Here is a 26,624-nt window from a genome sequence, read left to right as displayed (position 1 = left end):
TATCAGTTACTGGTTAGGTTCATAAAAATACTTTCAAGGTCATTCGCATAGGTCTGTATACCATAAACCTCTATGCTGTTTTCAACCAATGCCCGGTTAATTTGCGCAATACCTGGTTTTGCCAGGTTGTCTACCTCCAGGCGGTCTTTTACAATACGGGCGGCCATGTTGCGCTCTTGTAACAATTGCAAGGCGCCGGTGTTGTTATCGGTATCAAAATAAATGACGGATGCCTGTTGCTGGCGTTTCATGAGGTCGGCCAGTGAGCTTTCAAACAGCATTTTGCCTTTATGAATAATACCTACATCTGTTACCAGTTTTTCAATTTCTGCCAGCAAGTGGCTTGAAATAATAATGGTAATACCCTGATTCTGGTTCAGTGTGCGCAAAAGCTCACGCATTTCAACAATACCGCTGGGGTCCAGGCCGTTGGTGGGTTCGTCGAGAATCAATAAAGACGGGCTGTGCAACAAGGCAACGGCAATACCCAGCCGTTGTTTCATACCCAACGAGAACTGACCGGCTTTCTTACTGCCGGTATGCCCCAGCCCTACCAGTTGCAGCACTTCGGGAATACGGTTTTCAGGCGACTGATACACCCTCTGCCATACCTTCAGGTTTTCGGTAGCGGAAAGATGCCCGTACAAAGACGGACTCTCAATGAGCGAACCCAGCCTGGCCAGTATATCCAGCCGGTTGGCTTCAAAGGGTTTTCCGAAAATTTCAATTTCTCCCTTCTGTTTTTTCAACAGCCCGAGAATAAGCCTGAGGGTGGTGGTCTTTCCGGCTCCGTTTGGCCCCAGAAAACCATAGATACTACCCTCTTTTACGCTCAGGCTGATGTCGTTCAGCACATATTCGCGATTGGCAAACTGATGCGACACATTAGATACTTGAATAGTGGTCATAATAGCTTCTTTTGTTTACTCAAAACTAAGATTACAGATTTCAGGATGAAACAATTTTAGGTCAACAGGCAATAATCATCTGTTAAATGGCGTAATCATCAGGTATAATTCAATGTATAGGTTAAATCCTGAAAATTGCGTTAACTTTGATGAATTACCTGATACCTTCTGAACGCAATTTCAGGCTTCACTTTCTGCATAACTCACTTTCACAATCATTTATGAAAAAGCAAAAAATTCTTTTACTAATCAGCCTGTTTTTACTGGCAGGTTTCAGTTATTCATTTGATGCCCGGGCGCAGAAAAAACCCAGTTACGGTGTCAAAGCAGGGCTTAACCTTTCAACATCTACTTTTACACCTTATGCTTATAGTGAGAATAATCCAAAGGCCGGGTTTCAGGCAGGTATAACCGGCGAATACCAACTTAAAGGAGGCATTTATGTTCAGTCTGAGCTGATGTTTACCACCAAAGGTGTGGTTTACAAAGGGGAAGAAATTTGGGTTGGGTCTGCAAACCCGCCCACTACCCAATATAAAAACACAATTGACCAGCTCTACGTACAAGTGCCGATAAAGCTGGCTTATAAATTAAGCCTGAGCCCTGGCATGCGCTTGTTTGTTAATGGCGGCTACTATGCTGCTTACGGAGCTGGCGGAAACGATAAATTGAAAAGCCAATATATAGGAATTGACAAATCTGAGGAGACGCAAACCCGTAAAACCTTTGAGTATTCAGTCATCAACAGATTTGATCATGGCATAAGCACCGGATTTGGGATAGAATACAAGGTTTGGACTGTTGGAGTAAATTACGAATCAGGATTGAGAGACCTGCAATATAAGTATATGGCAGGCCCCGATGTGTACAGCTATAAGAACCGTAATGTTTCTTTTACGATTGGGTATCGATTATAGGAAATGTTAAATTTTATTAATTTCATAAATACCTTACAACCATTTTGCAATTTGAAGCATCATTGGTATAAAGGTTCTCTAACTCTTTTACAAAATTTCTGATACAAATCATGAAAAAAACTCTCTTTGGTTTTGGCATTCTTTCGCTGCTTTATTTAAGCTCATGTAAGACCTCAGCCGATGAGGTACCGGCTTTGAACCGCGTTAAGGCAGAATCAATTCTCGATTTTGACTGCGTCCGCAACTCAGCCGATGTGCCGTTAACCATTGCAGATGCGAAAAAAGGAATTTATGGCGAATGGCAACTGAAAGGCACCATTCAATTTACTCCGCTGCCAGAAGACCTACCGGATATTCGACTTAAGATATCAGAAAAAAGCACCGGCAAACAACTGGTTGAGATATTTGAAAATGGTAAACTGGCCAAAACCATGACCTTCGACTTTACACAAGGGCAAGTAGATAAGCTATATTGGGTAAACCTTAAACCAGACTTTGAAACCTTTGCCGATGGTAGCTATAACTACATAAGAGGAACTATCAGACTTTGCCCAACAGAACTGATGATCGATAACGGCATGGCCTTTGATGCGCCTGCGTATCTTTACAGAAAAATAAAATAAGTAAAAAAATATTGTACTAATCTATTATAAATCGGGGGATGTTTCTGTTACAGAAACTCCCTTTTGGTATTTATTCGTAACCATTTCTTACCACTATTTCTCCCCCTTTTGCAAAGGTCAGCTCCATCATATTACCTGGCAGTGTTTTAACTACCACACCCTTGCGGGTCTGGAAATAATGGGTTTTAAAAGGTAACTTTAAAAGGGCTTTACCACCTTTTTCGGCTACTATTTTAATGGCATCTACCTGCCCGGCTTCCTTACTTGCACTCACCAGAAATGCCCCTTCTGCCCTTAGCTGTTCAAAACTTACTTGCTGCCAGCCATTGGGTATGGCCGGAAAAACCTCAATAAATCCTGCGTAGCTATGTAGAAGCATTTCCTGAACACCGGCTGCAAATGCAAAGTTACCTTCTAATGTAAACGGCCTGTAAGTAAAGGTAGACTTACCTGTCTTGGTCTGGTCGCCGTTGAGATGAAAAGAGTTGACAGAACAAAAAGCGGTAGCAAAGTCTTTTAAAGCCCTGGCGGCTCCTTCTCCGTCTTTGGCTCTGGTTTTAAGATTACCCAGCCACGCGTAAGAATAACCACACCACAAACCGGGGCCTGTTTTTTCAAGTAGTTGTATGGTGTTTTTGATAATTGCCTGCTCTTTTACACCATTTTCCCAGCGGATTTCGCTCAGCGGATGAATGGCCATCAAATGAGAAAAATGCCTGTGCGACTGGTTATAGGGCAAATTTCGGGCAAACTTCAACTCATTATTTTCGCTCAGATAATAATCAGAAAACTCCGCGTGAATCTGTTCATAATGCCTGGCCTCGGCAGTTAGTTTCAATTCTTTGGCCAGCTCTGCCGCTTTGGCAAAAACATATTTCATCAGGGCGAGGTCATAATTGGTATTTTCGCTGAACCAGGACCCTCTGCTATTTTCATTAATCTCCGGGCTGGTGCTTAGTGGTAATTGCCTTTTACCGGCTGCATCTTTATAGGTGATTTGTTCCAGATGCCGCGCTACCTCTTTAAACCACGGATACGCCCGCTTTTCAAGAAAAGCCCTGTCCATGCTGTACCGCCATTGCAGGTAGTAATGCTGTGCCAGCCATGAAGAAACCGTAGGCGATAAAGAATACTGAATCCAGCCGCCCATTTCTTCACCGTTTAGGGTTGTTACACCCGGTACATTGAGGCCATCTGTACCAAAAAACCATTGGGTGTACTTTTTATATTGCGCTCTGTTCTGGTCAAGGTGATTCAGATACCCCATTGCTTCGTCCAGATGGTTGCCGCTATAGGCTGGCCAGTAACTTAGCTGGGTGTTGAGGTCATGATGAAAATCACCCTTCCAGGGTGGTAAACGGCCATTGTCGGCTGTCCATACCGCTTGTAAAGAAACAGGCGGTGTATTGGCACGCGCCACGCTCCCAAACTTGTATTGTTCAAGGTACCATTGTTTTTCAAGAACTGAGTCAGGCAGGTTGATAGACGACCTGCCCCAGAAGTTTTTCCACCAGGCCTGATGGCTGGCAAACGATGCCTTGTAGGGCTGCGCAACAGACAACAGCGTTACTGCTTTTACCTTGGGCTTTTGCGGATAATGCGCCGAAATGGCCCACCGGCCTTCTACCACACTGGCTGAAACCTGCTGCCATTGTACACATACCTGATAACTGAACCCGCCCCAACCTTCTTGCTCATATACAAAAGATTGGCGGTGTGCCAATACCTTTCCCTGTTTATAGCCCAGCCGCGCCAGGTCATCACCTGCCACTGAGCCACCGGCAGTTTTATCTATTTCACCTTCATATTCAGGTGCCAGAAGCTCCATATTGAAACCTTTCAGGTTCTCAAATCTGAAATACCCTACGGGTTTAGCAGCATGTACAAAAGAGGTAAGCCTTGTGCCGCTTTCCCATTCAATTTCTGCTTCGGCTTTTTCAATGTTCAGGGCAACGCGCTTTACATCTCCCCAGCCGGTCATGTCAAATTCAAGGGCTGCACCGGGCAGTTTGCTTGGGGCGGGTTCGCTCTCGTAGGGTTCATCACCAATTTTTTGTATGGCCTTCAGGTTATCTTTCAACACCTGTTCTTTTACCCAGGCGTAATTAAAACCGGGTGTATGCAGGTCTTTCATGGGGCGTAAATCCCATAATTCGGCATGGTCGAGCGAAAATCGCAACCTATTCCCTTTCTGCCAGATTAATTCTCCTATCAAGCCATTGCCTAGCGGCAGCCCCTCATCCCACCGCTTTGGTAATTGATTAAACTGCAAGCCAATGGCATTTTCAGAAATCTGCGCCAGGGTGCTGATTGAAATACATAACAGGGCAATAAACAGAGATAACCGCATTTGATTTATGTTTAATTGAAGAGCAACCAATTGAATAAATACAACTACTAATTAAATTGAGCAACAAACTTGCATTTAACTACCTACCTAAGTCGGTAAGACTTGTAAAAAAAACCTTCTTTTTGCTAACTGATGAACTCTACGGCGAACCGTTTCAAGCATTGAATTGCATATAATTTCTTTTCTAAAATCATATAGAATATCAGGGCAATGCAAAAGCCACATATTTATCGCCAGATTTACTTTTCAGTTTGCCGCCGCCACAAGCTATTACTACGTATTGTTTGCCATTAACTGCATAAACACTGGGCGATGCGTATCCGGCAGCAGGTAGTTTGGTTTGCCACAGTACTTTGCCTGTGTGGCGGTCAAATGCCCTGAACTGCTCATCTTTTGAAGCCGCAATGAACAGCAATCCTCCGGCAGTTACTGCTGAACCACCGTAGTTATCAGTACCGGTAGGCGGTATGCCTTTAGCAGTTAGTTCAGGGTATTCGCCCAAAGGCACCTGCCACTGGCGTTTGCCGGTGTTCATGTTTATGGCAGTTAGTGTACCCCACGGAGGTGTACTTACAGGATATCCGTTGGTATCATACCAGCGGTTATACCCTGTATGGGTATAGGCCACGGTTGACAGCCCTGTCTTTCCGGAAGTTTGAGAACTTGAATTTTTACCGCTCAGATAATCTATTATGGCTTTTTTGTCGGTCTCTTTTATCTGGGTAAAGGCCGGCATCATTCCCCTGCCCTTGGCCAGAATCTGCAAAATACCCTCATTCGTGTACCTGGTGGTTACCCCCAGTAAACCCGGTATGGTTCCGTCATGATTCCCTTCGCGGTCGGTGCCGTGGCAGGCAGCGCAATAGGTCTGGTACAATTGCTTTCCTGACACCTCCGCCTTACCGCTTGCAGAATGAGGGGAGTCTATCAATGAGCTGAAAACCGGATTTTCTTTGGCCGGCACATACAGAATACTGTTTTCGTCTACCGATGCCCCACCCCATTGCGCCCCACCGTCACTGCCCGGAAAAAAGAGTGTTCTCTCTCTGCCCAAAGGAATAAAGGGGTTTCCGGTTTTAGATTTTTTCAAGGTCTCAATAATTTCTTCTTTGTTTGATGCAAAGCTGTTTACATCATCAACAGTAAACCGCTGCCTGGTAAAAGGTTCGGGTAACAAAGGTATGGGTTGTGTTTTGGAGGCCAATTCGCCCGGGATATCAGAGGCCGGAAAAGGCTTCTCTTCAATCGGGAAAACAGGCTTACCTGTTACGCGGTCAAATACAAACGTAAAACCCTGCTTACTTACTACCGACACCACATCTGTCTTTTTGCCATTCAGGGTAATAGTAAACAAATTAGGCGGAGCCGGAATATCTCTGTCCCAGATATCATGATGCACCGTCTGAAAATGCCAAAGCCGTTTTCCGGTACTGGCGTTCAGGGCAATCAGGCAATTCGCAAACAAGTTATCACCTTTTCGGTTTCCACCGTAAAAATCAAAAGCTGCCGAACCCGTCGGTATAAACACTATCCCGCGTTTCTGGTCAACAGCCATGCCCATCCAGCTATTGGCGCCGCCTACGTTTTTGTAATTATCTTTTTCCCAGGTATTATATCCGTATTCACCCGGACGGGGTATGGTTCTGAATGTCCAGATTAATCGCCCGGATATCACATCATAAGCTCTTACATCGCCCAGCAGAGCCGTAGCACTTTCAGACACTCTTGTGCCCACTATGAGCACGTTTTTATAAACCGAGGGAGGTGTGTTGGCCACCACGTAATCATCAGCGCCGGGTCGTACAATCCCTTCTTTCAGATTGATTTTCCCGCCCGTGCCAAAAGTTGGCACAGGCTTGCCGTCGGCGGCATTCAAAGCATACATCAAAGCGCCGTAGGCAAAGAAAATACGGGCTTCTTTGCCGTCTGACCAATAAGTTACCCCACGGCTGGTCATGTTAAAGGTATCATCATTCAGGCGTGTCTTCCAGATTTCTCTTCCGGTGGCGGCATCAACCGCAAAAGCCTGCGCCCCCGCCGAAACCCCATACAATATCCCTTTAATAACAATCGGGTTACACTGCATCTGGGTGGTGTTTTTCAGGGTGTCTGCCCCGCCTGAGGCATACTCCCAGGCTACTTTTAGTTGTTTTACGTTTTCGGTGTTAATCTGGGTAAGAGAAGAAAAGTGATTTTTGTCGGGCCCGCCGTTGTATTCTGTCCAGTCGATATCAGGCACAGCATCCGGAGTTGCATGAAGCATCAGGGCTACTATGCCCGGCAGAACCATAAGCAGGCGGACAGGCACCAAAAGCCTTTTGTAAAGGTGAGGATTTCGTTTCATTGTTTATAGGGTAAAACCATCGGGCATATTGTTTTACACTTTTGCCTTGGTACTGGCAAAAGATTGGCCATAGCGCGATTTTGTTTGAATTGAATAGAGTTCTCAAAAATAATAAAATTTGAATGAGTTATTACGGCAGATTTAATTTATACTTAACATTCAAAAAAAAGATTCCGAGCAACAAACCAACCCCAACCGCCTGTATTTATGCACTTTACAAAAAAGACAGGTTATTTTACAGGCAAACCTCTCAACAAAAAAATAAAATTCCCCCGTTTTACAATGGTATCTTTTTTAAGGTATAAAGTATTGTAACTGTATGTAAATTCTACAAGCACACGCCATAAAAAAACTATAAGCCATTGGAGAAACTTACATTAAACCACAGAAAATTAAACCAATGGAAATTAAAATCTAAAGACTATGAATATAGGGGTTGACTTGGGAGGAACAAAAATTAAAGCCGGTGTCGAAATGAATGGCGCGGTTATTAAGCAGGAAACAATTTTGCTGCAAGACAAAGATTCTCTTTCTTCCACACTACAACAATTAATTGACCTGATTAAGCCGCTGATGGCTTATTCCGTAAACAGTATCGGCATCGGAGTGCCCTCTGTAGTAGACACAGAAAAAGGAATAGTTTATGACGTAACCAATATTCCGTCATGGAAAAAGGTAGACTTAAAAGATATTCTTCAGCAAGAATTTAACGTTCCGGTTTTTGTTAACAATGACGTAAACTGCTTTACGCTGGGCGAAAGCCGCTTCGGGTTGGCTCAGGGTTTTAGCTCAGTAGTTGGCGTTACAACAGGTACGGGTCTGGGTTCGGGTATTATTATCAATAACCAGTTGTATGTGGGTAATAACTGCGGTGCCGGAGAAATAGGCCTGCTGCCTTATCTGGACCAGAATCTGGAATATTACACCAGTAACAATTTCTTTGAGGCCATTCATGGCATAACTGCCCTTGAAGCCAACCATGCTGCAATGGCAGGCAATAAAATAGCCATTGACCTCTGGGACCAGTTCGGCAAACACTTGGGTACGGCCATTAAAACCATTATGTATGCCTACGACCCCCAGGCTATTGTGCTGGGTGGCTCGCTGTCAAAGGCTTATCCATTCTTTGAAAAGGGCATGTACCATGCATTGGGCGACTTCTCTTTTCCGGAATCACTCAAACGCCTGAAAATATTTGTTTCACAAGATGAAAACATCTCATTACTGGGCGCAGCAGCTTTGATTCCGAACAACTACGACAACGTTTTGCTGAAAGACAGATAACAGAAAAGCGGACATTGGTTAGCTTATCTGCTCATAGGTACAGGCATTTGATTTTTGTTTTCAAAGGCAAATGCTTACCTTTAAAAACCACAATTTGACAAACACAAGGCACCCGTATGAAAAGTAAAACATTTATTGTAGTTCTGATTCTATTTATATTCTTTGTTATCTCTTTTCTGAGTAATATTCTTGGGGCTATCATACCAGACATCGCCAAGAGTTTCAGCCTCAGCCTCGGCTGGTCGGGTTTTTTGCCGTTTGCTTTTTTTGTTTCTTATGCCGTTGCTTCTATTCCGTCCGGAATCCTCGTTGAAAAATATCGCGAAAAACGCATTCTGCTACTGGCGTTTTTTCTGGCCTTTGCAGGTGCTCTTTTGTTTGCCATAAACCCCACTTTTTCGGTAGCGCTTGTTTCTTTGTTTATTATTGGCCTTGGCATGGCTATGCTACAGGTGGTAATTAACCCGCTTCTAAGAGTTTCGGGCGGTGAAGAAAACTTTGCTTTCAACTCGGTAATGGGCCAGTTGTTTTTTGGTGGTGCGTCATTCCTGAGCCCTATGCTTTACAGCTATTATGTGCAGAATGTGCACACCAACCCAAATCCTAACTTTATTGTATCAACACTTAATGGCCTTGTAAGCCCCGATTTAAAGTGGGTATCTGTTTACTGGACCTTCTCCATCATTGCACTTCTGATGGTTATCATTGTCTGGTTTGTTAAATTTCCGGAAGTAGAACTGAAAGACGACGAGAGAATAGACACCGGTAAGGCATTTAAAGAGCTGCTGAGTAATAAATATGTGTGGCTGTTTTTTCTGGGCATATTCAGTTATGTAGGCACCGAGCAGGGAATTGCCAACTGGACATCCAAGTTCTTGCAGATATACCATAATGTAGACCCTACAACGCTTGGGGCGTCAGTTATTTCTTACTTCTGGGGTCTGCTTACCATCGGTTGCTTTTTAGGGTTGGTTCTTCTGAAATTTATCGACAGCCGCAAGGTTCTTATATTTTTTACGCTTGGTGCCATTATCTCATTACTTGCAGGCTTATTCGGCCCACTTGAAGTTGCCCTGTATGCATTCCCGGCAGCCGGATTCTTTGCCTCGGTTATGTGGTCAATTGTGGTCTCTCTTGCGCTTAATTCGGTGCCGTATCATCATGGCACGTTATCGGGCATTTTATGTACAGGTATTGCCGGTGGAGCCGTTGTACCGGTGATTATCGGTGGCCTGGGCGAAATATTCGGGCTGCGCTTCGGAATGCTGTTTCTATTGATAACCCTGGGCTATATATTAAGCATTGGTTTCTGGGCCAAACCGCTGGTTACTAATGCCACAATTAAAAGCTGGAAAGATTTACTTAAATAGTAAGGGCATTTAACTTTGAAATTATGATTGGTGGATATATTTTTACTATGCCAGAGACGCATTTCTTGCGTCTCTTTAGTTTTTAGTAGAGATTGTGCTGATTACCGGAGCAGATACATTAGATTTGTGGATTAGGGAAATTTATTACTATGTATAAAATCATACTTTTAATTGACTTTGCTGAAGAGTATAGCAAGGCTCTTTTGAAAGGCATTGCCAAATACTCTAAAGACCACGGCCCCTGGATTTTCTGCCGGATGCCGCTCTTTCAGCGTGAAACCATCGGGATGGAAGGGATATTGGAATGGGCCCTTGAATGGGGCGCCGATGGTATTATCGGGCAGCTCTACAATGACCCCGCCGTTGAAAAATTCATTGAGGCGGGTATTCCGGTTATTGCACAGGACTTCAAGGAACGCTTCCCCGATATACCCAATATAACCGGGGCGCACAAGGAAGCCGGAGAAATGGGTGCCGAGTATTTTCTGCGGAAGGGTTTCAAGAACTTTGCTTTTTATGGATTTAAAGACATTGTATGGTCGCGCGAGCGTGCTGAAGGCTATGAAGAGCGCATCAGCAGAGCTGGTTACAAGGTTCATTATTTTGAACACGCCATGGCTCGTTCTACCGAAATCTGGTACTACAAGCCCAGCTCGCTGAGCCAGTGGCTTAAATCTTTGCCCAAACCCATTGCCCTGATGGCCTGCGACGATAACCAGGGGCAGCACATTACTGAAGCATGCAGGCACTCGCAAATACGTATTCCGGAAGAAGTGGCTGTGTTAGGAGTAGATAACGATGAAATGATTTGTGAGTTCTCTGACCCCCCGCTATCAAGCATTGGCCAGGATGCCGAAAAAGGCGGTTACGACGCCGCCCGGCTGCTGGAACACATGATAAAAAACGGCACGGCTAACTACTACGATATTGTTGTGAAGCCTACACAGGTAGTTACTCGCCAGTCGACAGACATTTACGCTACCAATGATGACTACATAGCGGCATCGCTCAAATTTATTCACCAGAATATAGATAAAAACCTGCAGGTAGACGATGTTGTAAAACAGGTACCGTTGTCAAGGCGTGCATTAGAGAAACGCTTTCAGTACATAACCGGATTACCCATCTACAAGTATATTTTCAATTTGCGAATTGAGAAGCTAACCCAGAAACTACGCGAAACAGACATGACTGTGTTTGAAATTGCGCTGGATATGGGCCTTACAGACAGCAAAAATATTGCCCGGCAGTTCAGGCAAGTGAAAGGTTGCACACCCATTGAGTACCGTAACCGGTATCTGGCCGGTAAGTAGAAGTAGCTGGTTTTACCTTATTAGATATCAATCTATTCCTGTTTTTTAAAATTGCTCATTAGTATCTGAATAAAAACAATATCCCGCAGGGATTGTATATTAAAAAATCGTTTTCTTAATATACGCTCCCTGCGGGATTCTCGTCATTATAAGCCTGCCCCTTAAGGCTATCTTGCGTTTATTGTTTCAGCAACCAGATGTCTGAAATCTTCGAGTGTTTACGCCAGTTGAGGTGAGACTCTTCCGGTACATCAAAAGAAACATTAATAATTCCGTCCTGGCTCAGATTCAACGGCACAATCCATTCTTTAAATGTCTCATTTTCACGGTTATAAAGTACTGGGTCCAGTCTTTTTCCGTCTACCCTCAGAAGAGCTTCGCCTGAACCTGCAATTCTGATGATGTAACGCGCATCCGGCGATAGGTTATCATAAGTCAGTTCTGGTGCTTTCTGGAAAGTTTGCGAAGAAAGACGTGTGCGGCTGAAGCCGTTATCCCACCAGGCAACATCGGTGGCGTCGTCAATAATTGTTTTAACGCGGGGGCCCTTGCTGATGCTCGACACATCGTCATAGAAACTACCTGCACCCGGGTTCTCCCATTTACTGATAACGTAAAGCCTGGCCAATACCTTGGCACTGCTGTCGGCAAGCTGTGGTTTCAGTTTTTTAAACTCGTCTTCCACCCACCAGCGGTTGTTAAGCGGGTAGTCTACAAAATCAAGCAAACACCCACGCTCATAGCCTTTGGCTTTGTGTTTGGGTACGCTGGTCTGCAAGCCGATAGAAGCATACAAAGTCTCGCACAATTGCTCAATTTTTTTGCGCAAATCAGTATTCTGCGGAGCATTGTCAGCCTTTGCAAGCACCTCCAGGGCGGCGTTCATGGCTTTGTCTGCTCCGGTTTTAGGTGCATCGGCCAGCAAAGTGTTGGCCTGTTTTTCAAGCCCTTGTTCGTAAATTAATCTGCGGCGCGTGTAGGTGTCATAGTAAGCACGTAGCAGTAACATCTGCCAGCGCCAGTTTTCAGAAAGTTGAGGTGTGGCCGAAGCCTCCATGCTTTTCCAGAATGAAAATGTGGCTTCTACACCACCATTCTGCGCCAGTGGGCCTTTCCAGTTATTTTCAAGGGCGGCAATGCCATCGGCCATGTTATCTGCCAGGTTATTACCGAAGAAAAAGTTACTGTAATCAACCAGAATATCTCTTACATCTGCCTGTGCGTCCCAGGCTTTCATGCTCCACACCATTTTGTTGATGTCGTCATGGCAACCGTCAGAATATGACACAAAGCCATCTGTAAAAGGTGCATAAGCAGACTGAATAGCCGCAAATTCATAAGGGCGCGGGTTGCAGGCTTCTCTGCCCAGGGTAAGGGCATAGGCCTGGTCCCATTGTCTTACCGGAAACTCACTTCTTACGTTATGGGTAAGGTCGGGGTATTCGCGGTGTTGGTAATTTTTGGGCAGGCGGTAGCGGGTTTCTGCCATAGACGGGCTGCCCGGGCCAGATACCACCCCCTGCAACCAGGTTGGTTTCTTGTCTTTCAGATACTGATAAAAATAATCTACCTGCTCTACACTAAAGCCTTGCAACGAAAGCCATATTTTAGCTTTGGGATGGTATTTTACCAGGCGTTCGTGCAGTTCTTTCAGAAAAGGCAAAACTTCTCTCGGGTGGTTATCGCCGGGGTCTCCGCCCGGTACAAAAATATGATCAAGCCTTGGGCATTCTTTATAGAATGTCTCGTGCATTTTCAGTTCAGCTGTGCGTTTCTGGGTATCATGCAAATCAAAGGTAACGGGAGTCCATACCCAGTAATCCTGGTCATAGGCTTTACAAATCTCACTTATTTTGACGCGCATTTCGGCGGCAGATATCTTGAAGTGCGGGCTTGGGTTTTCGTCTTCATGAAACGGAATACCCTCAACGGCATTAGAACCAAAAATGGCCAGTTCTCTGATATACTGCTCAAACTGTGCCACTGTCCAGGCATCGTAAGAATTGGCAGTGTGTCTGTACCCCAGCTGATGCCCTCTGATTGGGTAGGACGGTGAAGACGCCACATTAATTTTTTGTTGCAACTGAATGCTTTTAGGGGCAAATATGCCCTTGCGCAACACCCAGCCAGACCCAAACAATACACCACGGGCGTCGGCGCCTATTACCCACAAGATACCTCCTTTGTCGGTCAGTTCAGATACAACCCTGAAACCTTCAGGCTTAAACTCCGGTCCGTTTTTGTCTGCCCCAACCGGAATGGCTCTGCCTTGCCAGGTTTTATCGCCCGACAAGACCAATGCAATGGCATATTCGTTGTTTTTAGGTAACGCTGCTATCGGCTTTAAAGCAATAGATGTGCGCTTCTGAATTTCTTCGGTAAGCATTCGCAGGGTGGTTTCGCGTACCGGCGACGGGATAGAACCCGAAGCGGCAATACCTGCATTCTTAATGGTGATGGTCTGGGCTGTGGCTGCCACACAAAGCAGCCACAAAAAAGTAAAAAGGCGAATAGATGGACGATTCATAAGTTTTAAAGGGTGATTGATTTAGACAGGTTGTAACCTTGTATTTTTATAACCGGGTTACCGCCTTTCAGGTCTTTTTTATTGTATTTCACAGTAATAGTTTTGCTCTCTTTTGGAGGAACAGACACGTAATTGTCTGACCAGAAAACGGGTGTAACCGCCTCTTTGCCATCGGTCAGTTCTGCTTCTGTAAAGAAAGCCAGCTTATCTGTGGCATTAGTCAATTTAAGCGTTACTTCAAATTCTCCGTCTTTCAGTTCTTTTACAGTCTTCTCGGCTGTCAGCTGAACTTTCGGCAAGGTATTTAATGGATTAAAGTCAGCATATTGTTTCTGAGGCGTATAGAACCAGAAGTACTTCGACCAGTCTAACTGGTCTTTCTGTGAGGCAAGCCAGTAGAAATTATCTGCAATTACCTCACCCTTACTGTTTTTCAATTTCAGGTCAAGGAAAAACACTTCGTTCTTTCCGGTCAGTTCTGGTACATTCAACCATTTTCTGGTCGAGTTTTCGCCCATTGCTACCTTTTCTGTCTTAGCAAATACCTGTTTTGAATCTTTATTGAACAATCTGATTTCGGCAGATACGCCATCTAAAGCTGTGCGGGTATCATTACTCAGATGCACCGTATGATTATAGTAATCGTAAATGATGTTAACCGGCTGAGAGGCCTTTTTGGTACCATAATAAGCGCCGGTTGGCATCAGGTAGTAGTCGTACAACTGCCAGTAAAACTCTGGCCAGGGCGAGTTAAGCATCCACTGCACCACACCCGTTGCCACAGGGCGGTTAATTACAAAGGCTTCAAACATAGGCCTTATGGCTTCATAATTCATTACCTGCGCTTTCAGAGCCAGTTCGTCCAGATTAGCAGGTGCGCCATATCGTTTGTTCATGGCGTTTAGGTAAACACCAATTGTATTAAAATCTTTACGACCAGAGTGGTAGTTCCACATCTTGTTATCCGGTGGCCATAAATCAGCCGTTGGTATCATCTTTTTAATACTGCTTACAGGCGGCACCTGTGGCCCGGGGCCTGTTTCGCTATTAAACCCGAATGCCCCACCCAGCTTTTTATCTTCAAACCAGTAAACCGGTGGCACGTATTCGTAAGGGCCATTCATTTTCATACCCGATTTACCGGTAATGGTACTGGTAAACTCGCCCGACGAAATCAAGAACGGACGTGTAGGGTCATATTGTTTCAGGGTTTCATGGTAACGTTTTTCAAGCGAAGGTTTCGGCATGGCATCGCTACCGCCTGCCCATGTAAAAATACTTGGGTGATTACGCAGCCACTTCACCTGGTCGCGCAGGTAGTTTGACAACAACGTTTCTTCATCAGGTGTAAGTTTTACCGAATACAAATCTACTCCTTCGTTAATCGGCAAGTTTTCATCGCCGGGTTTTATTTTCAATTCCAGCCCCAGGTAATCAGGCCATTCCCACTGGCAGCTCCAGCCCACCATCAACAAAATACCGTTTTCGTCACACAAATCATATATATGATGGTTATTCCCCCATACGCCCTCAAATCTGAGCGAGTTCAGGTTCATTTCTTTCACGTATCGTATCTGCGCTGCATCCTTTTCAGGCATGTAACGCAAAAACAAATCGTCTACCCATCCAGCACTTTTAATCAATACTTCACGGCCGTTCACTTTATAGCCCCGCACGTTTTTATCGTTCAGGTAGGTTTCTATCTTTCTGATACCAAATCTGGTCGATTGCTTGTCTGATAATTTGCCCTGCTCTTTCACTTCCATATTCAGTGTATACAAATCAGGGTTACCCAGCCCGTTAGGCCACCAGAGTTTAGGGTTTTTAATGAGCAGTTCTTTGGTATCAGCCGCGCTGAACCTCACTTCTTTGCGCTCTTTAGGGGCCAGCTTTACACTTTTGCTGAAACTGATGTTCTCAATCGTACCGGTTACTTCTACCGTTTTAGCGTCGTTGGTATGGTTGGTTAACTCTGTGCTTACCGTAAGGCTGGCTTTGCTTAAATCTTTAGGGTCAAGGTCTGGGGCAACAAATGTGGCGTTCATAGATACCTTGCCTGAGCGTCTCAGCCTTATATCGCGGTAAATACCCATATAATGGTCGGGTGGTGTAGGCGCCCAGTCAACAAAACCCATGTAGAAATTTCTTACTTTAGGCGGAAACACCTCTACCAGAAGGGTATTCTCGCCATCTTTGGCTGCTTTGGTGATGTCAATTTCAAACTGACGAAAAGCGCCGAAAAGGGTATCCTGCGATGCTATCTTCACCCCATTCAGCCAGAAATTGGCACGATAGTTTACACCATCTACATGCAAGGCCAGTTGTTCTTCTGCGGTGTCCAGGTCGTCAATAGTAAATGTATTTCTAAACCACCAGGGGTTTTCGAAAGGTGCACGGGGTATGTTTTCCAGGTTTTTGCCCATAAAAGGGTCTTTATAAACGCCGGCTTCTACCAATGCACCTAAAACCGTGGTGGGCACGGTGGCTTTCACCCACTTATCGGGGTTTATTAATTGCTCCGACACACTTTTGGCATCGGCAGCAGTCTCTTTGGTTGAGGCAATAGACCAGTTGTCGGTCAGTGTTCTTTCTTCCACTTTTACTTTAGGGCTGCAACCGGCCAACCAGACGCTGCCCAGCATACCCAAAAGCAAACTCCATCTTTTATTCATATTGTTTGTGCTTGATTTACTTTCTGATTTATACTTGTAAAATTAGGTTTCGGACTATTGCCATGCAAAATATATGGTCTGTAATAGTCTTTTCAATGGCTTGTATCGTATAGTAAAAGAATTCTGTACAACCTTCAATATTAACCTAAACAAATGAAAGACAGACAATTATATTTCAGCATGCTGGTTGTTGCCCTATCGCTCGGAACAGCCTGGGCTATCCGTGGGCAGTTCGGGCATGAGCATGGCGCCGCCTGGGCCGGAGGTATCGGATGCCTGAGCCTGATAATGGTAGCCAAAAGAGGCGACTGGTACAGCAAAGTATTTAGTGCCACCCTGGCAGGTGCCCTCGGTTGGGGTATTGGTGGTATTATGAGCTACGGCATAGTAGTAGGCTATGGCAGAGCTTCTGATTTTATAAACACCTATTACGGCCTCATGATGCTTTTTGTTATAGGTGGCCTTTATGGATACATCGGTGGCGGGCTGTTCGGGCTGTCGTTATCGAGTACCGCCAAAAACCCAGTTAAATGGGTAAACCTGACTATTGAAATGGTGGTAGGCGGAATTATGTTTTACTACTTCATGATTTATGAGTTTGAGTGGTTTATGACTCCACCGCGCTCTGAAATGTGGGCGGTGTGCTTTGGTATGGCTGTTGCGCTTACCTGGTTTATGATTCGCCACCAGCAGACCTCGGCCATCAGAGTGGCTGTTTTTTCTGGTTTAGGCGGTGGGTTTGGGTTTGCACTCGGTAATTTCTTTCAGGTTTTAGGCGGGGTTTCTGGCATTAAATTTAATTTCTGGAATGTGATGGAATACACCCTGGGTTTCTTCGGCGGGCTAGGCATGGCATACGGAACACTTACTTCTAAATGGGAGACATCAGAACCACAACAAAAGAAAGCCAATCAGTTTTTTCCGATACTGATGCTCTCACTCATTATTCCGTTTACCGTCTGGCAACAGAATTTTGACACCAAACGCATTTATGCAACCCTGATTGAGATTGGTATAATAGATGGCAGCCCGCTATTTGCCGTTACCGAATGGAGCGGTCTTGTATTGGTGTTGATTCTGGCGGTGTTCAGCTTTTATCAGTACTATAACCACAGGCCTGCTTCGGTTACCTATACTTACAAAGAAATTCAAACCTTTTTTGTGGTTTATCTGGGCATTTATATTGTGTTCAGCTATATAATTACAGGTGCGTTTTTTAGTACTTACCGCGTTGAGCAATATTTATACACCCTTAACCTGATAGCCATTATACTGCTGATAGGCAAAACACAGCCGACGTTCAGCAACAGAAACATTGACGGCAGTAAATGGGCTGTTAAAATGGTATGGGTGGCCTTATTTATTGCCGTGCTGGCATTTATTGCCAAAAGCTCGCATGATGAACTGAAAGGAGCCCACAAAAGATTTGGAGAAGAAGTAGTTGAAGAAACTGCCAAATAAAAATGAAAAATTATATTCAGCATATTCGTTCAGGGTTTATTATTACGGGCATTTTGTTCGCGCTGTTTTTGTATTTCAACAAAGACCAACCCCTGAACGAATTGCTGATGGCAAGCGTGTGTTTTGTGCTGCTGCACCTGCTGCTGTTTACTTTGGGAAACGAGGGCGTAGCTGCACAACTTACCACCGATTTGAAGGCTGGCACCGAAAAAACCCTGCTGTTTCCGAACTGTCTGATTGCCCTGCTATACATTTACATCATTTATCATGGCGGTTCACCGCTTGAGGGTTCAGCAGCGCTGTTTCCTTTTTTTGCGTTATTTCCTGTTCTTGGTTTTCTGGCATTTAAAAAGACTTATATCGTCTGGTCTGATTTTGTATTTCTGCTTCTGTTGCTTATACCGTCGGTTTCTATATCTTTTAAAAGCAATACCAGCCTGCCAGTGCATGGCAATGGTTTCAGCTCTGTTTATAAGCTGGTAATTATGTTGCTGGCGTTTTATGCATTTGGCATTGTAAGGGGCATAAAAGACATTGGCTTTTATCCGGTTTTTCAATGGCGAGCACTGGGCATAGCCCTGGTATGCTGGCTGGGTTTTCTGGGTTTGGTATGGCTCATTGCCTATGCTTCGGGTTTCCTGAATTTATCAGGTGCAGAGGCGTTCGCAGAAGAAGGTTTTGCCCAGGGGCTCAGAAACATGATACGCGTTTTTTTAGGCACAGCTTTGTTTGAAGAATTGTTTTTCAGAGGATTGATACAGAATATGCTGGCAAAGAAAATAGGGCAGTATAAAAACTGGAGACCATTCTGGCAATGGAGTCTGGTGCTTTTTGCCGCGCTGGCATTTTTAACGGGGTATCTGATGGACAAAAGCCTGTTCTGGCTACCCTTGTTGATTACCGGCTTACTGTTTGTAGCGGCTTATCTGATTGAGAAATCGGGTAAAACATCACAAGGCACTTATACTGCGCTGGCTATAACCAGCATTTTTTTCGGGCTGGTGCATTTTCATGCCGGTTCAATTATTTTTGTAGGGCTGGCAAGTATTGCGGGCTGGTTTTATGGATATACTTATCTGAAAACCCGAAATGTTTTTTATGCAGCGCTGGTGCATACACTGGTTAACTCTTCAGAATTTTTATTTGCCCTTGACGGCCTACGATAGATTCTTAAATTCTACTTATTATCAGGTACAGGTCTGAGCTTACTCATAACGTTTTCAAATGCCTTCAGGCAAATTTGAAAAAAGAAGTTATGAAAGCTTTTCAGAGTACTATAGCCTCGATACTATTATTGCTTAACGGCCTTGGCGCCATCTATGGCGGGTGGAAATTAATTACCCGCCCGGACGGAAGCAGTATGCGGATATGGGTTAGCCTTTTAGAGCAAAGCCCCTTTCAGGACTTTCTGATACCCGGTTTAGGCCTGCTTGTTTTTAACGGGCTGCCTAGTTTAATTGCTTTTGTGGGTATGTTAGCCAACCCCCGGAAATTCGCCTGGGCAGTTTGGGTTCAGGGAGTTATTCTTTGCACCTGGATTACCATTCAGGTAATTATGATTGAAATGCTTCACCCTTTGCATCTGGTATGCGTGGCAGCCGGCCTGGTACTAATTTTAATTGGAAGAAACCAGAGCCGGCCGAAATTTAATTAATTGTTTTCTAACAGGGTTTTGTAAACCTTACGGACGTAGTCAGTCTGAATCAGGTCTACTTTCATAGCTGTGGCTTTTTTGTAGTTGGCAGGGGTATCTAACAAACCCAGCACATCAGAGAAGACCTTTACACCATGCTTGTGTATTTCTGCTACCAAGGTTTCGTTCAGGGTTGTCCAGCGAACATCAAAGGCATAGGGTTTCAGTTTTGCAACTTTATCTGCAATCTCCTCCGGTTTATCAAGAGAGGGCATCAGTTTAGCTTTCGGATACACCGTCTTTAGTGCCAGCAGGAAATCGTCTGACCCATAAAATACCGCATCCTTTAATAAATTATAGGCTTTTAGTTCTTTTACCAAAGGCTCAGGTGCTACGTCTTTGCAATCAACGTACAAATGGGTTTTGTGCTTATGTGCCTTGTTCCACTGCGCCACTAAAGCAGCGGTTTCGGTAAGTGTTGGTATACGCTCATCTTTAAACGCTTCTTTCCAGCCTTTACCTGCCGAAAGCTGCTTTAATTCGTCGAGTGTATAATTCTTCATGGGTCCGGTACCATTGGTGGTGCGGTTCAGTGTTCCGTCATGCAGAATAGCCAGTTGGCCGTCTTTGGTGGTTCTTACATCAATTTCTATGTAATCTACTCCCATTTCCATTACGGCTTTAAAACTCGCCAGGGTGTTTTCTGGTGCCAGAGCCGAGTTACCCCTGTGTGCTGAAAGGTGCAACTGGTATTTTTCTTTCAGAATTTTTGATGAGTCAGACTGCGCATTGCCTGTCTTGTGAGTTAATGAAAAATCTTTGGCGCTAACTGACAGGCTAAGCGACAAAGACAGAATTAATAACGATGATTTCATGAAGAAATTTCTGTGTCTTTTTCAGAATCAATGATTTGAAGCGTGTGGGAATCTTTCAGAAGTTGATTAAAAAACCGCTCAAGAATAACAGAATACTCGGGCGACATCTCGTGTTCACCAATACCCGCCAGTAGTTCTTCCAACTCCGGTTGTGTGAGTTTACTGTTTAGTAATCTATCCATTAAGTATTCCGGACGTGAACGCTCCATACCTACATCTGACGGTTGAAAATGATTTTGCGATTATTTAAGGTACTTCAATTTTGTTTACCTGCGTTCCCTCCGGCAGTTAATGACCGGTGAAATGGCCCCTTCCTAATTAAGGAAGGGGCTTTATACTATGTACCCATTTAATCTTCATGCTTATTATAACACTTTGCTGCTATCTACCAGAAACACTCTGGTACTAACCGTATAAGTGCCCCCGTTGGGGTCTTTGTACTTTAAGTCTACATAATAAGCAGCATAACCTTTTTTGGCATAAGGAAGGGTTGCTTTAATAACCGGTTCTTTGGCCAGTTTCAGGTTGTGGCTTTGCCACAGATTATTACGAAAATCAAGGTCTGACGACGTTGTGTACCATACCGTTGCACCAACCAGGTCTGTTTGCAAAGCGTTAATTGAAAGTTCTACGCCCTCTTTACCGTTGGTGGTGGTCCAGGTGCTTGCCGGATACTCCTTGTTCATTAATGTAAGACCAAAAAAGGCAGTAAGTGATTCAAAAGCCTGTTTGCCACCGGCCAGGTCATGCCCTGCATTTGGCGTATAATGAATCATGTTCTTACCCGGAATCTGGTCATAATAATGTTTGATAGCGTCTACCGTCCAGTATTCATCGTTCGTACCAATAAAGATAATTTTTGGTATGGTCAGTTTCTTACGATACGAGTAAGGGTCTATCATGGTTGTAAGCGCTCTGCCTTCTTTTGAATCTGTACTTTGCGGAATACCCAGCTTGGTGTAATCTTCAATCTGGATACTGTATTCGCCATAAGATTTAAACTGGTAGTCGAGTGTGGCAGGCATATTCAGCATATCAATTACCATTGGGCCTATACCTACAACGCGTTTGTCTTCAATAGCGCTAGACAACCAGGTAGTCCATCCGCGTTTCGAAGCCCCCGAAATCACAAAGCGATTTACTGCAAAGTTATTGTTTTTCCTGGCAAATTCCTGAACGGCGTCCATTGCCTTAACAGCCGACTTCACCATCGGAAACAACAATGGCCAGGTGTAATCGTTGTCTTTTTTGAAATTATGCAGGGTATAAGATATCAGTGCGTCTTCGGTCAGGTCGCCATACAAAGGTTGGTTAGGCACCTGCTTTATCAAAGCCACAATGGCTTTGGTTTTTTCGGCAGTTGCTGATAACGACGGCCACAATCTGTCGTCTTTCGACCAGTTGGGTTGCTCGTCTTTATTTGAGCCACCTGTAATAAACAACAGGGCACCATCATATTGCTTTACTTTTGGTACAAAAATAGTCAACTGGTGTCGCCAGGTAATTTTTCTCCAGGTCTGTGACGTCAACACCAGATTATACATAGTAACGTTGTCTTTGGTAAGTGAGTCTTTTACTTCCCACTTATAGGTTTTGTCGCCATTATTCACATAGCTTTTCAAGGCAGTTTCGGGGGTAACAGAACCCTGAGCGTACACACCTGCGGTAGTTACAACAGCAAGAGTAAAAAGAGTAACAAATTTCAGAAAGGTGCTTTTCATATTTTAGGTTTTTAGAGCTTGTTTAAATTCCTGTTAATATATTTATTGAGGTTTTGGACTTTCTTTTACTAATTTAATGGCCTGCTCCATATAAATTTCGGCGGTCATTTCGCCCAGGCTGGTGCGGCTCACGTATTCATATCTTTTAAAACTGTTGAAATCAACCTTGGTAAGCATATAACCGAAGGCGTCGTTGGTAAGCCCGAACAAAAACGGAAGCCGGGTATTCATATTGCGTTTTACATAATAACCAATATTAGGCAGGGCCTCACCGGGTATAGTCAGTATCTGCGCAGGGCCAATATTGAGCAGGTTCAACTGTGTACTTACTATGTTTTCTTTTTCAAATGTAAACTTCAATGGAGAGTTTTTCAGAATAAACCTCATCATCTGAGAATCGACAGGAAACTCAATTTTCCTGGCCACGCAGTAAATATCAGGATTAGGCAATACAGCCGCCTTATCAACAATGCGTAGTGCTTCATCTGCCAGCAACTCTCCTATTCTTATGCATTCGTCCCAGGTGTTGGCTTCCTTCTGGCCCTCGCCTTCCTTGCCATATTCCAGGCGGGTATCTGCAGTTACCATTCCCCCCTGTGCGCCATTCATAAACAAAGCAATGCCCCCGGCTTTGGCCTCAATACGGTCATAAAGAGGGCCACAAAGGTCAGGGCTCAGGATACCCCTACCTGAGCCTATCACTTCGGGGTGAACTGCATAATTCACCAAGGTCGCTATGGCTTTGCCTTGCCGGCTGCCGGTGGTAGCAATGGCCTGTATTACGCCACATCGTGGGTCATATAAAGCCGGTGCATAATAATTATAAGCAATTTTACCTTTGGCCTCGTCAACCGCTATTTTTAATGAGGCGGGTTCCAGCTTGCTGATGGCCTCATTTACGGCATCTGCTATTTGCTGCACGCACCAGTCCAGGTATTTCAAATCAGCATAAGATTTTCCGGATGCATCCGGAAAAGCATAGGCATCAGGCGCACTATGTGTGTGAGTTGCGCCAATGAGAATGTTTTCAGCAGGTATGCCCTTAATTAAAGCGCGTGATTTATTACCCAAAATAGAGCTCCAGCCCAGGTTGTCAACGTTTACTATGGCAATGCGGGTTGTTCCTTTTTCAAACACCATGACACGCGCATATAAATCACCTTTTTTCTGGGTACTCGGTTTTGGTGTACCAATACCACCCGACACCGGCAACAAAGGGTTGGGGGTAATTACCCGCAGAGCAGCGCCCACTTTCAGGGTCTGCCCAATGGCTGCAGATAAACTTAAAAAACAAATTATAAAAAGGGTTGAACAGATGGCAATTTTTTTCATGTTAATCATAGGCATTAAGTTCTTTCGGGCGGTGAGTATCAGGCTGATTTACAATATTTTCCAGCTCTGATAACAAACCATTCAATATACTACCCTGCTATTTAAAAAGGCTATTAACCGGCATATATTTTTTGACAAAACGCTTACTTTTCTGAAATAAAAAAAGGATAAGCCAATGGCCTATCCCCTGTTTTTAACATCACTTCTTGGGTTAGTTCTTCTCTGGTGTTTTCGGAATTTTATTAACCAGTACATTGGGTTTGCCGGGTTGTTTTTTCAATTCAAAAGAATCGTAAAGCTCTCCGGTTGCGGTAAAGGCTTTATATAAAAGCGAGTTACCCTCAACTGTTAATATCTGAAACAACTGTGTATTGCTGGCTTTGCGGTTCATCCAGGGGTCGTTAGATATATCATACATCTTTGGCCCTGAAACCGAAACCACATACACCGTTCCTGATGCCTGATTTTTATTGCCCTGTCCGTTTACCGAATTACTTATTACGCCGCGTCCGTAGGCGTGGTCGTGGCCTTGCAATACAATATCAACTTTATGTTTGTCAATAATGGGTTTGAAACGCTTGCGCAGCTCAATGTTATCGCGGTTAGGCTTGGTTGAATAAAACGGATAGTGCAAGGTAATGGCGGTCCATTTACGAGGATTATTGGTAAGTACCGAATCAAGCCATTTGGCCTGTGCATTAGCAAAGTGTTCCGACTCATCAATTTCTTCGGCGTTCAGCGAAATCACCTTCAGGTCTGAATAATTTACTTCATAGCAGGTTTCTTCCAGGCCTTTCGGGCCATTAACAGGCAGGTTAAACTGGGGTCTCCATTGCGGCGACAGTTTCCCTTTGCCATATTCGTGGTTACCGGGTGTCATTACACTAGGTACGGTAGCATGAATATAAGAACCCGCATAGAACCATTCACCCCACTCAACATCGTGGTCGTGGCGGTTTATCAGGTCTCCGGCATGCAACATAAACGATACCTCAGGCATGGTTTTGTAGGCTTCTCTGATAACACGAGACCATTGCGACTTTACGTCATTCTGGGCATCGCCAAAATAAAGAAACGAGAGCGGCCTGCCGGGCTTATTACCAGGCATACGCATCTGAAACCACTCTGACCAGTGCTTGTCATAACCAACCCGGTAAACATACAAGGCACCCGGTTGAAGGTTTTCAATAACGCCCGAGTGGTAATAAGCATTTATTTCGGGTTCGTTCGGGTATTTAACTTTCAGATTTTCTGAAATGGCATTAATGGTGCGGATGTTTTTCTGAAACTGCGTACCATCTGTAGCCTGGGCAAACTGTATTTCGCCTTTGTTAATGGTTGAATCTGTGCGCCAGTTTACTGCTACTGAGGTTTCAGGCGTTGCTGTCAGATTCAGGATAATTCTGTCTGGCGTGGCAGAAGGAAAAAGGACTTTTACGTCCATATTCAACGACCTCGCGTGGTCGTGTGGATGCTTGTGTGTCTGTGAAAAAGCCGTATGGAAAGTATTACTGCAAATAAAAAAACAAAGAGCCTTTACCACATTTTTTCTGATACTATGCATATCTGAGAGGTTTGTGTTAAATAATTAAAAATTAGAGGCGGTTATAAAAAACCACCCCTAATCCACTTCTTTTCAAAACAATCTATAATTACCAGGGTTTACCTGTTCCCTGAACAACCCATGGTTTTGACCACGCACTGTTTTTACCGTCTGCCTGAGAAAAACTTGTAGTTTCAAGTCTGTCAAGTGCAGCATTGGCATTGGCTTTATTAATATTCAATTCGTCCTGCATGTAGTAGAATCTTAAAGGCATTGCCTGGCGTTTAGCTGCCGGGCCTGGTTTAAGAGCCGGGAAGCCTGTTCTTCTGAAATCAAACCATGCTTCTGTAGCGGCTGTCCAGCTGGCAATCCATTTTTGTTCTAATACCTGTTTCAAAGTACCGTCGTAGGCAACACCTGCATTGGTAAGGTAAGTAGTGGCAGCACCACTTACACCCCAGGTAGCTAATGAAGCTTTTACACCTGCTTCGTAACGTGATTTTGCATCACCTGCCGACCAGCCTTTCAATGCGGCCTCAGCCAATATAAAGTTTACTTCCGCTGCAGAAATCAAACGTGCTTTCAACAAAGAGCCTGTTGCTGCTTTATAGATATCGTTCAGGAACGAAACATGTGGGTTGAACGATGTCTGGCCCGGTGTCGGGTTCAGGTTATAAGCAGACGGCAATGCTGAGAAACTGGTAGGTATACCTACATAATCAGGATCGGTGTCAATAAGCGTATTACCAACTTTATCCGGTGACAAATATCTTTTACCACCTTCAATTTTATCGGTTCCTGCAGGTAAGCTTGCATCAACCACCAACGGAATCTCAACTTTATTAGCCCATACAGCCAGACGAGGATCTTTCTTTGCCTGCAATGACTCTACCAATGTAGCAGCCATTTTAATACGGCGGTAGTTACTTCCACTCACATCATAAACGGTGTTGGCAGGCCAAGAGGTTGCATCACTGGTACCAGGGAAGCCCATAGTGGCATCGTCAGAGTTAGATGTAATGATTGGGTACTGGCTTGCATTACCTGCAATTTTCTCGATACCCGCTTTAGCTACATCTGGTTTTTTTGATGAGATACGCATATAATAACGTAGAGCAAGCGAATTGGCAAATTTTCTCCATTTGGTTGGGTCTCCGCCATAATAAACGTCAACGTTATCAACTATGCTTGAGTACTCAGCTTTGGTTTTCGACAACAAGGTATTGGCTTTTTCCAAATCGGCCAGAATACCTGTGTAAATAGCCTCCTGGCTATCATACGAAGGAAGAATATCTTCTGTTTTACCTAACTCACCTTTTAGGGCAGAGGTATAAGGTGCATCACCCCACAAGTCGGTAATTAAGCCAAACATGAACGACTTCATTACCAGTGCCACACCCTGATGATACTCCAGGTTAAGCGCTACGGCGCGGTCATACACCAACTGGTTGTTGCGTAGTATGTCGTAGTAGGCACTCCAGCTTTGGTTACCACCCCAGTCATAATCATTATGACCAGACGACCAGGCATCTTTTTGCGTGTGTTGAACCACACCGGCGATATCCTGATACCCAAGGTTAACATAAATTTTTGCGGCTTCTGTAAGCACCGTTGGCAATACCAGGTTAGGGTTTACCAAATCAGGCTGCACCCCGTTGGGGTTTTTGTTTACTTCTGTCAAATCTTCGCACGAAAAGAAGCCCGTAAAAAGAAAGACTAATGCTATTATTTTTTTGTAACTGGTTTTCATT

Annotated in this window: 19 protein-coding genes; 8 read left to right on the top strand and 11 right to left on the bottom strand. The window is 44.4% G+C overall.

Going from position 1 to position 26,624, the window contains the following annotated elements; translation table 11 throughout:
- Window positions 1–2: 2 nt before the first annotated feature.
- On the bottom strand, window positions 3–908 hold the full coding sequence (locus tag NZ848_RS16445) for an ABC transporter ATP-binding protein (RefSeq protein ID WP_259016425.1): 906 nt from the start codon (window positions 906–908) through the stop codon (window positions 3–5).
- Between the two features lie 221 nt (window positions 909–1,129).
- Between NZ848_RS16445 and NZ848_RS16440 the strand changes: the two genes are divergently transcribed.
- Window positions 1,130–1,825, top strand: a complete 696-nt coding sequence (locus tag NZ848_RS16440) for a porin family protein (RefSeq protein WP_259016424.1) — start codon at window positions 1,130–1,132, stop codon at window positions 1,823–1,825.
- 110 nt (window positions 1,826–1,935) lie between these two features.
- Window positions 1,936–2,448 (top strand): hypothetical protein, encoded by a 513-nt coding sequence (locus NZ848_RS16435; protein WP_101725774.1) that lies wholly within the window; start codon window positions 1,936–1,938, stop codon window positions 2,446–2,448.
- 70 nt (window positions 2,449–2,518) lie between these two features.
- On the opposite strand, the gene NZ848_RS16430 is transcribed toward NZ848_RS16435, so the two are convergent.
- Window positions 2,519–4,798 (bottom strand): glycosyl hydrolase family 95 catalytic domain-containing protein, encoded by a 2,280-nt coding sequence (locus NZ848_RS16430; RefSeq protein ID WP_259016422.1) that lies wholly within the window; start codon window positions 4,796–4,798, stop codon window positions 2,519–2,521.
- Between the two features lie 202 nt (window positions 4,799–5,000).
- Window positions 5,001–7,142: an outer membrane protein assembly factor BamB family protein gene (locus NZ848_RS16425; RefSeq protein ID WP_390890891.1), complete on the bottom strand. Its 2,142-nt coding sequence runs from the start codon at window positions 7,140–7,142 to the stop codon at window positions 5,001–5,003.
- A gap of 423 nt (window positions 7,143–7,565) precedes the next feature.
- Between NZ848_RS16425 and NZ848_RS16420 the strand changes: the two genes are divergently transcribed.
- From NZ848_RS16420 to NZ848_RS16410, 3 genes are all read left to right on the top strand, one after another.
- Window positions 7,566–8,426 (top strand): ROK family protein, encoded by an 861-nt coding sequence (locus NZ848_RS16420; RefSeq protein ID WP_253527174.1) that lies wholly within the window; start codon window positions 7,566–7,568, stop codon window positions 8,424–8,426.
- 116 nt (window positions 8,427–8,542) lie between these two features.
- Entirely contained in the window at window positions 8,543–9,796 is a 1,254-nt protein-coding gene (locus NZ848_RS16415) for an MFS transporter (RefSeq protein WP_253527196.1), read from the top strand.
- Between the two features lie 149 nt (window positions 9,797–9,945).
- Complete coding sequence (locus tag NZ848_RS16410; RefSeq protein ID WP_253527199.1) at window positions 9,946–11,109, top strand: AraC family transcriptional regulator; 1,164 nt, start codon at window positions 9,946–9,948, stop codon at window positions 11,107–11,109.
- Between the two features lie 178 nt (window positions 11,110–11,287).
- Here the strand turns inward: NZ848_RS16410 and NZ848_RS16405 are convergent, their stop codons facing one another.
- Window positions 11,288–13,636 (bottom strand): hypothetical protein, encoded by a 2,349-nt coding sequence (locus tag NZ848_RS16405; RefSeq protein ID WP_259016421.1) that lies wholly within the window; start codon window positions 13,634–13,636, stop codon window positions 11,288–11,290.
- Between the two features lie 5 nt (window positions 13,637–13,641).
- Complete coding sequence (locus tag NZ848_RS16400; protein ID WP_259016420.1) at window positions 13,642–16,308, bottom strand: glycoside hydrolase family 2 protein; 2,667 nt, start codon at window positions 16,306–16,308, stop codon at window positions 13,642–13,644.
- Window positions 16,309–16,461: 153 nt separating this feature from the next.
- On the opposite strand from NZ848_RS16400, the gene NZ848_RS16395 reads away from it, so the two are divergent.
- The 3 genes from NZ848_RS16395 to NZ848_RS16385 all read left to right on the top strand — a co-directional run bounded on the left by NZ848_RS16395 (window position 16,462) and on the right by NZ848_RS16385 (window position 19,423).
- Window positions 16,462–17,769 carry a photosystem II biosynthesis protein gene (locus NZ848_RS16395; RefSeq protein ID WP_259016419.1) on the top strand — a complete coding sequence of 436 codons (1,308 nt, stop codon included), beginning with the start codon at window positions 16,462–16,464 and terminating at the stop codon, window positions 17,767–17,769.
- Between the two features lie 2 nt (window positions 17,770–17,771).
- Window positions 17,772–18,935 (top strand): CPBP family intramembrane glutamic endopeptidase, encoded by a 1,164-nt coding sequence (locus NZ848_RS16390; RefSeq protein ID WP_259016418.1) that lies wholly within the window; start codon window positions 17,772–17,774, stop codon window positions 18,933–18,935.
- A gap of 89 nt (window positions 18,936–19,024) precedes the next feature.
- Window positions 19,025–19,423, top strand: a complete 399-nt coding sequence (locus tag NZ848_RS16385) for a hypothetical protein (RefSeq protein WP_259016417.1) — start codon at window positions 19,025–19,027, stop codon at window positions 19,421–19,423.
- Here NZ848_RS16385 and NZ848_RS16380 read toward each other — a convergent pair.
- The 6 genes from NZ848_RS16380 to NZ848_RS16355 form a co-directional block, all read right to left on the bottom strand.
- A complete protein-coding gene (locus NZ848_RS16380) occupies window positions 19,420–20,277 on the bottom strand; it encodes a glycerophosphodiester phosphodiesterase (protein ID WP_253527229.1) in 858 nt (285 codons plus the stop codon). The two genes, NZ848_RS16385 and NZ848_RS16380, sit on opposite strands and share 4 nt — an antisense overlap.
- Window positions 20,274–20,486, bottom strand: coding sequence for a hypothetical protein (locus NZ848_RS16375; RefSeq protein ID WP_259016416.1), 213 nt, complete (start codon window positions 20,484–20,486; stop codon window positions 20,274–20,276). The genes NZ848_RS16380 and NZ848_RS16375 overlap by 4 nt, the downstream gene beginning before the upstream one ends.
- A 156-nt stretch (window positions 20,487–20,642) precedes the next feature.
- The gene (locus NZ848_RS16370; RefSeq protein ID WP_259016415.1) at window positions 20,643–21,998 is read right to left on the bottom strand and encodes a PhoPQ-activated pathogenicity-related family protein; all 1,356 of its coding nucleotides are present in this window, start codon (window positions 21,996–21,998) and stop codon (window positions 20,643–20,645) included.
- 42 nt (window positions 21,999–22,040) lie between these two features.
- Window positions 22,041–23,330 (bottom strand): hypothetical protein, encoded by a 1,290-nt coding sequence (locus tag NZ848_RS16365; RefSeq protein ID WP_259016414.1) that lies wholly within the window; start codon window positions 23,328–23,330, stop codon window positions 22,041–22,043.
- Between the two features lie 211 nt (window positions 23,331–23,541).
- On the bottom strand, window positions 23,542–24,894 hold the full coding sequence (locus NZ848_RS16360) for a purple acid phosphatase family protein (protein ID WP_259016413.1): 1,353 nt from the start codon (window positions 24,892–24,894) through the stop codon (window positions 23,542–23,544).
- A gap of 88 nt (window positions 24,895–24,982) precedes the next feature.
- Window positions 24,983–26,623, bottom strand: coding sequence for a SusD/RagB family nutrient-binding outer membrane lipoprotein (locus NZ848_RS16355; RefSeq protein WP_259016412.1), 1,641 nt, complete (start codon window positions 26,621–26,623; stop codon window positions 24,983–24,985).
- Window position 26,624 lies beyond the last annotated feature (1 nt).

Origin of the sequence: Emticicia fluvialis, from assembly GCF_024793945.1 — a bacterium.
Lineage (GTDB): Bacteria > Bacteroidota > Bacteroidia > Cytophagales > Spirosomataceae > Emticicia > Emticicia fluvialis.
Note: the sequence above shows the minus strand (reverse complement) of the source record. Positions and strands in the feature narration are given on the sequence as shown.

Coding starts and splice junctions, on each gene's coding strand:
- NZ848_RS16445 (WP_259016425.1), bottom strand. CDS start 908: ATGACCACTATTCAAGTATCTAATGTGTCGCATCAGTTTGCCAATCGC.
- NZ848_RS16440 (WP_259016424.1), top strand. CDS start 1,130: ATGAAAAAGCAAAAAATTCTTTTACTAATCAGCCTGTTTTTACTGGCA.
- NZ848_RS16435 (WP_101725774.1), top strand. CDS start 1,936: ATGAAAAAAACTCTCTTTGGTTTTGGCATTCTTTCGCTGCTTTATTTA.
- NZ848_RS16430 (WP_259016422.1), bottom strand. CDS start 4,798: ATGCGGTTATCTCTGTTTATTGCCCTGTTATGTATTTCAATCAGCACC.
- NZ848_RS16425 (WP_390890891.1), bottom strand. CDS start 7,142: ATGAAACGAAATCCTCACCTTTACAAAAGGCTTTTGGTGCCTGTCCGC.
- NZ848_RS16420 (WP_253527174.1), top strand. CDS start 7,566: ATGAATATAGGGGTTGACTTGGGAGGAACAAAAATTAAAGCCGGTGTC.
- NZ848_RS16415 (WP_253527196.1), top strand. CDS start 8,543: ATGAAAAGTAAAACATTTATTGTAGTTCTGATTCTATTTATATTCTTT.
- NZ848_RS16410 (WP_253527199.1), top strand. CDS start 9,946: ATGTATAAAATCATACTTTTAATTGACTTTGCTGAAGAGTATAGCAAG.
- NZ848_RS16405 (WP_259016421.1), bottom strand. CDS start 13,636: ATGAATCGTCCATCTATTCGCCTTTTTACTTTTTTGTGGCTGCTTTGT.
- NZ848_RS16400 (WP_259016420.1), bottom strand. CDS start 16,308: ATGAATAAAAGATGGAGTTTGCTTTTGGGTATGCTGGGCAGCGTCTGG.
- NZ848_RS16395 (WP_259016419.1), top strand. CDS start 16,462: ATGAAAGACAGACAATTATATTTCAGCATGCTGGTTGTTGCCCTATCG.
- NZ848_RS16390 (WP_259016418.1), top strand. CDS start 17,772: ATGAAAAATTATATTCAGCATATTCGTTCAGGGTTTATTATTACGGGC.
- NZ848_RS16385 (WP_259016417.1), top strand. CDS start 19,025: ATGAAAGCTTTTCAGAGTACTATAGCCTCGATACTATTATTGCTTAAC.
- NZ848_RS16380 (WP_253527229.1), bottom strand. CDS start 20,277: ATGAAATCATCGTTATTAATTCTGTCTTTGTCGCTTAGCCTGTCAGTT.
- NZ848_RS16375 (WP_259016416.1), bottom strand. CDS start 20,486: ATGGAGCGTTCACGTCCGGAATACTTAATGGATAGATTACTAAACAGT.
- NZ848_RS16370 (WP_259016415.1), bottom strand. CDS start 21,998: ATGAAAAGCACCTTTCTGAAATTTGTTACTCTTTTTACTCTTGCTGTT.
- NZ848_RS16365 (WP_259016414.1), bottom strand. CDS start 23,330: ATGAAAAAAATTGCCATCTGTTCAACCCTTTTTATAATTTGTTTTTTA.
- NZ848_RS16360 (WP_259016413.1), bottom strand. CDS start 24,894: ATGCATAGTATCAGAAAAAATGTGGTAAAGGCTCTTTGTTTTTTTATT.
- NZ848_RS16355 (WP_259016412.1), bottom strand. CDS start 26,623: ATGAAAACCAGTTACAAAAAAATAATAGCATTAGTCTTTCTTTTTACG.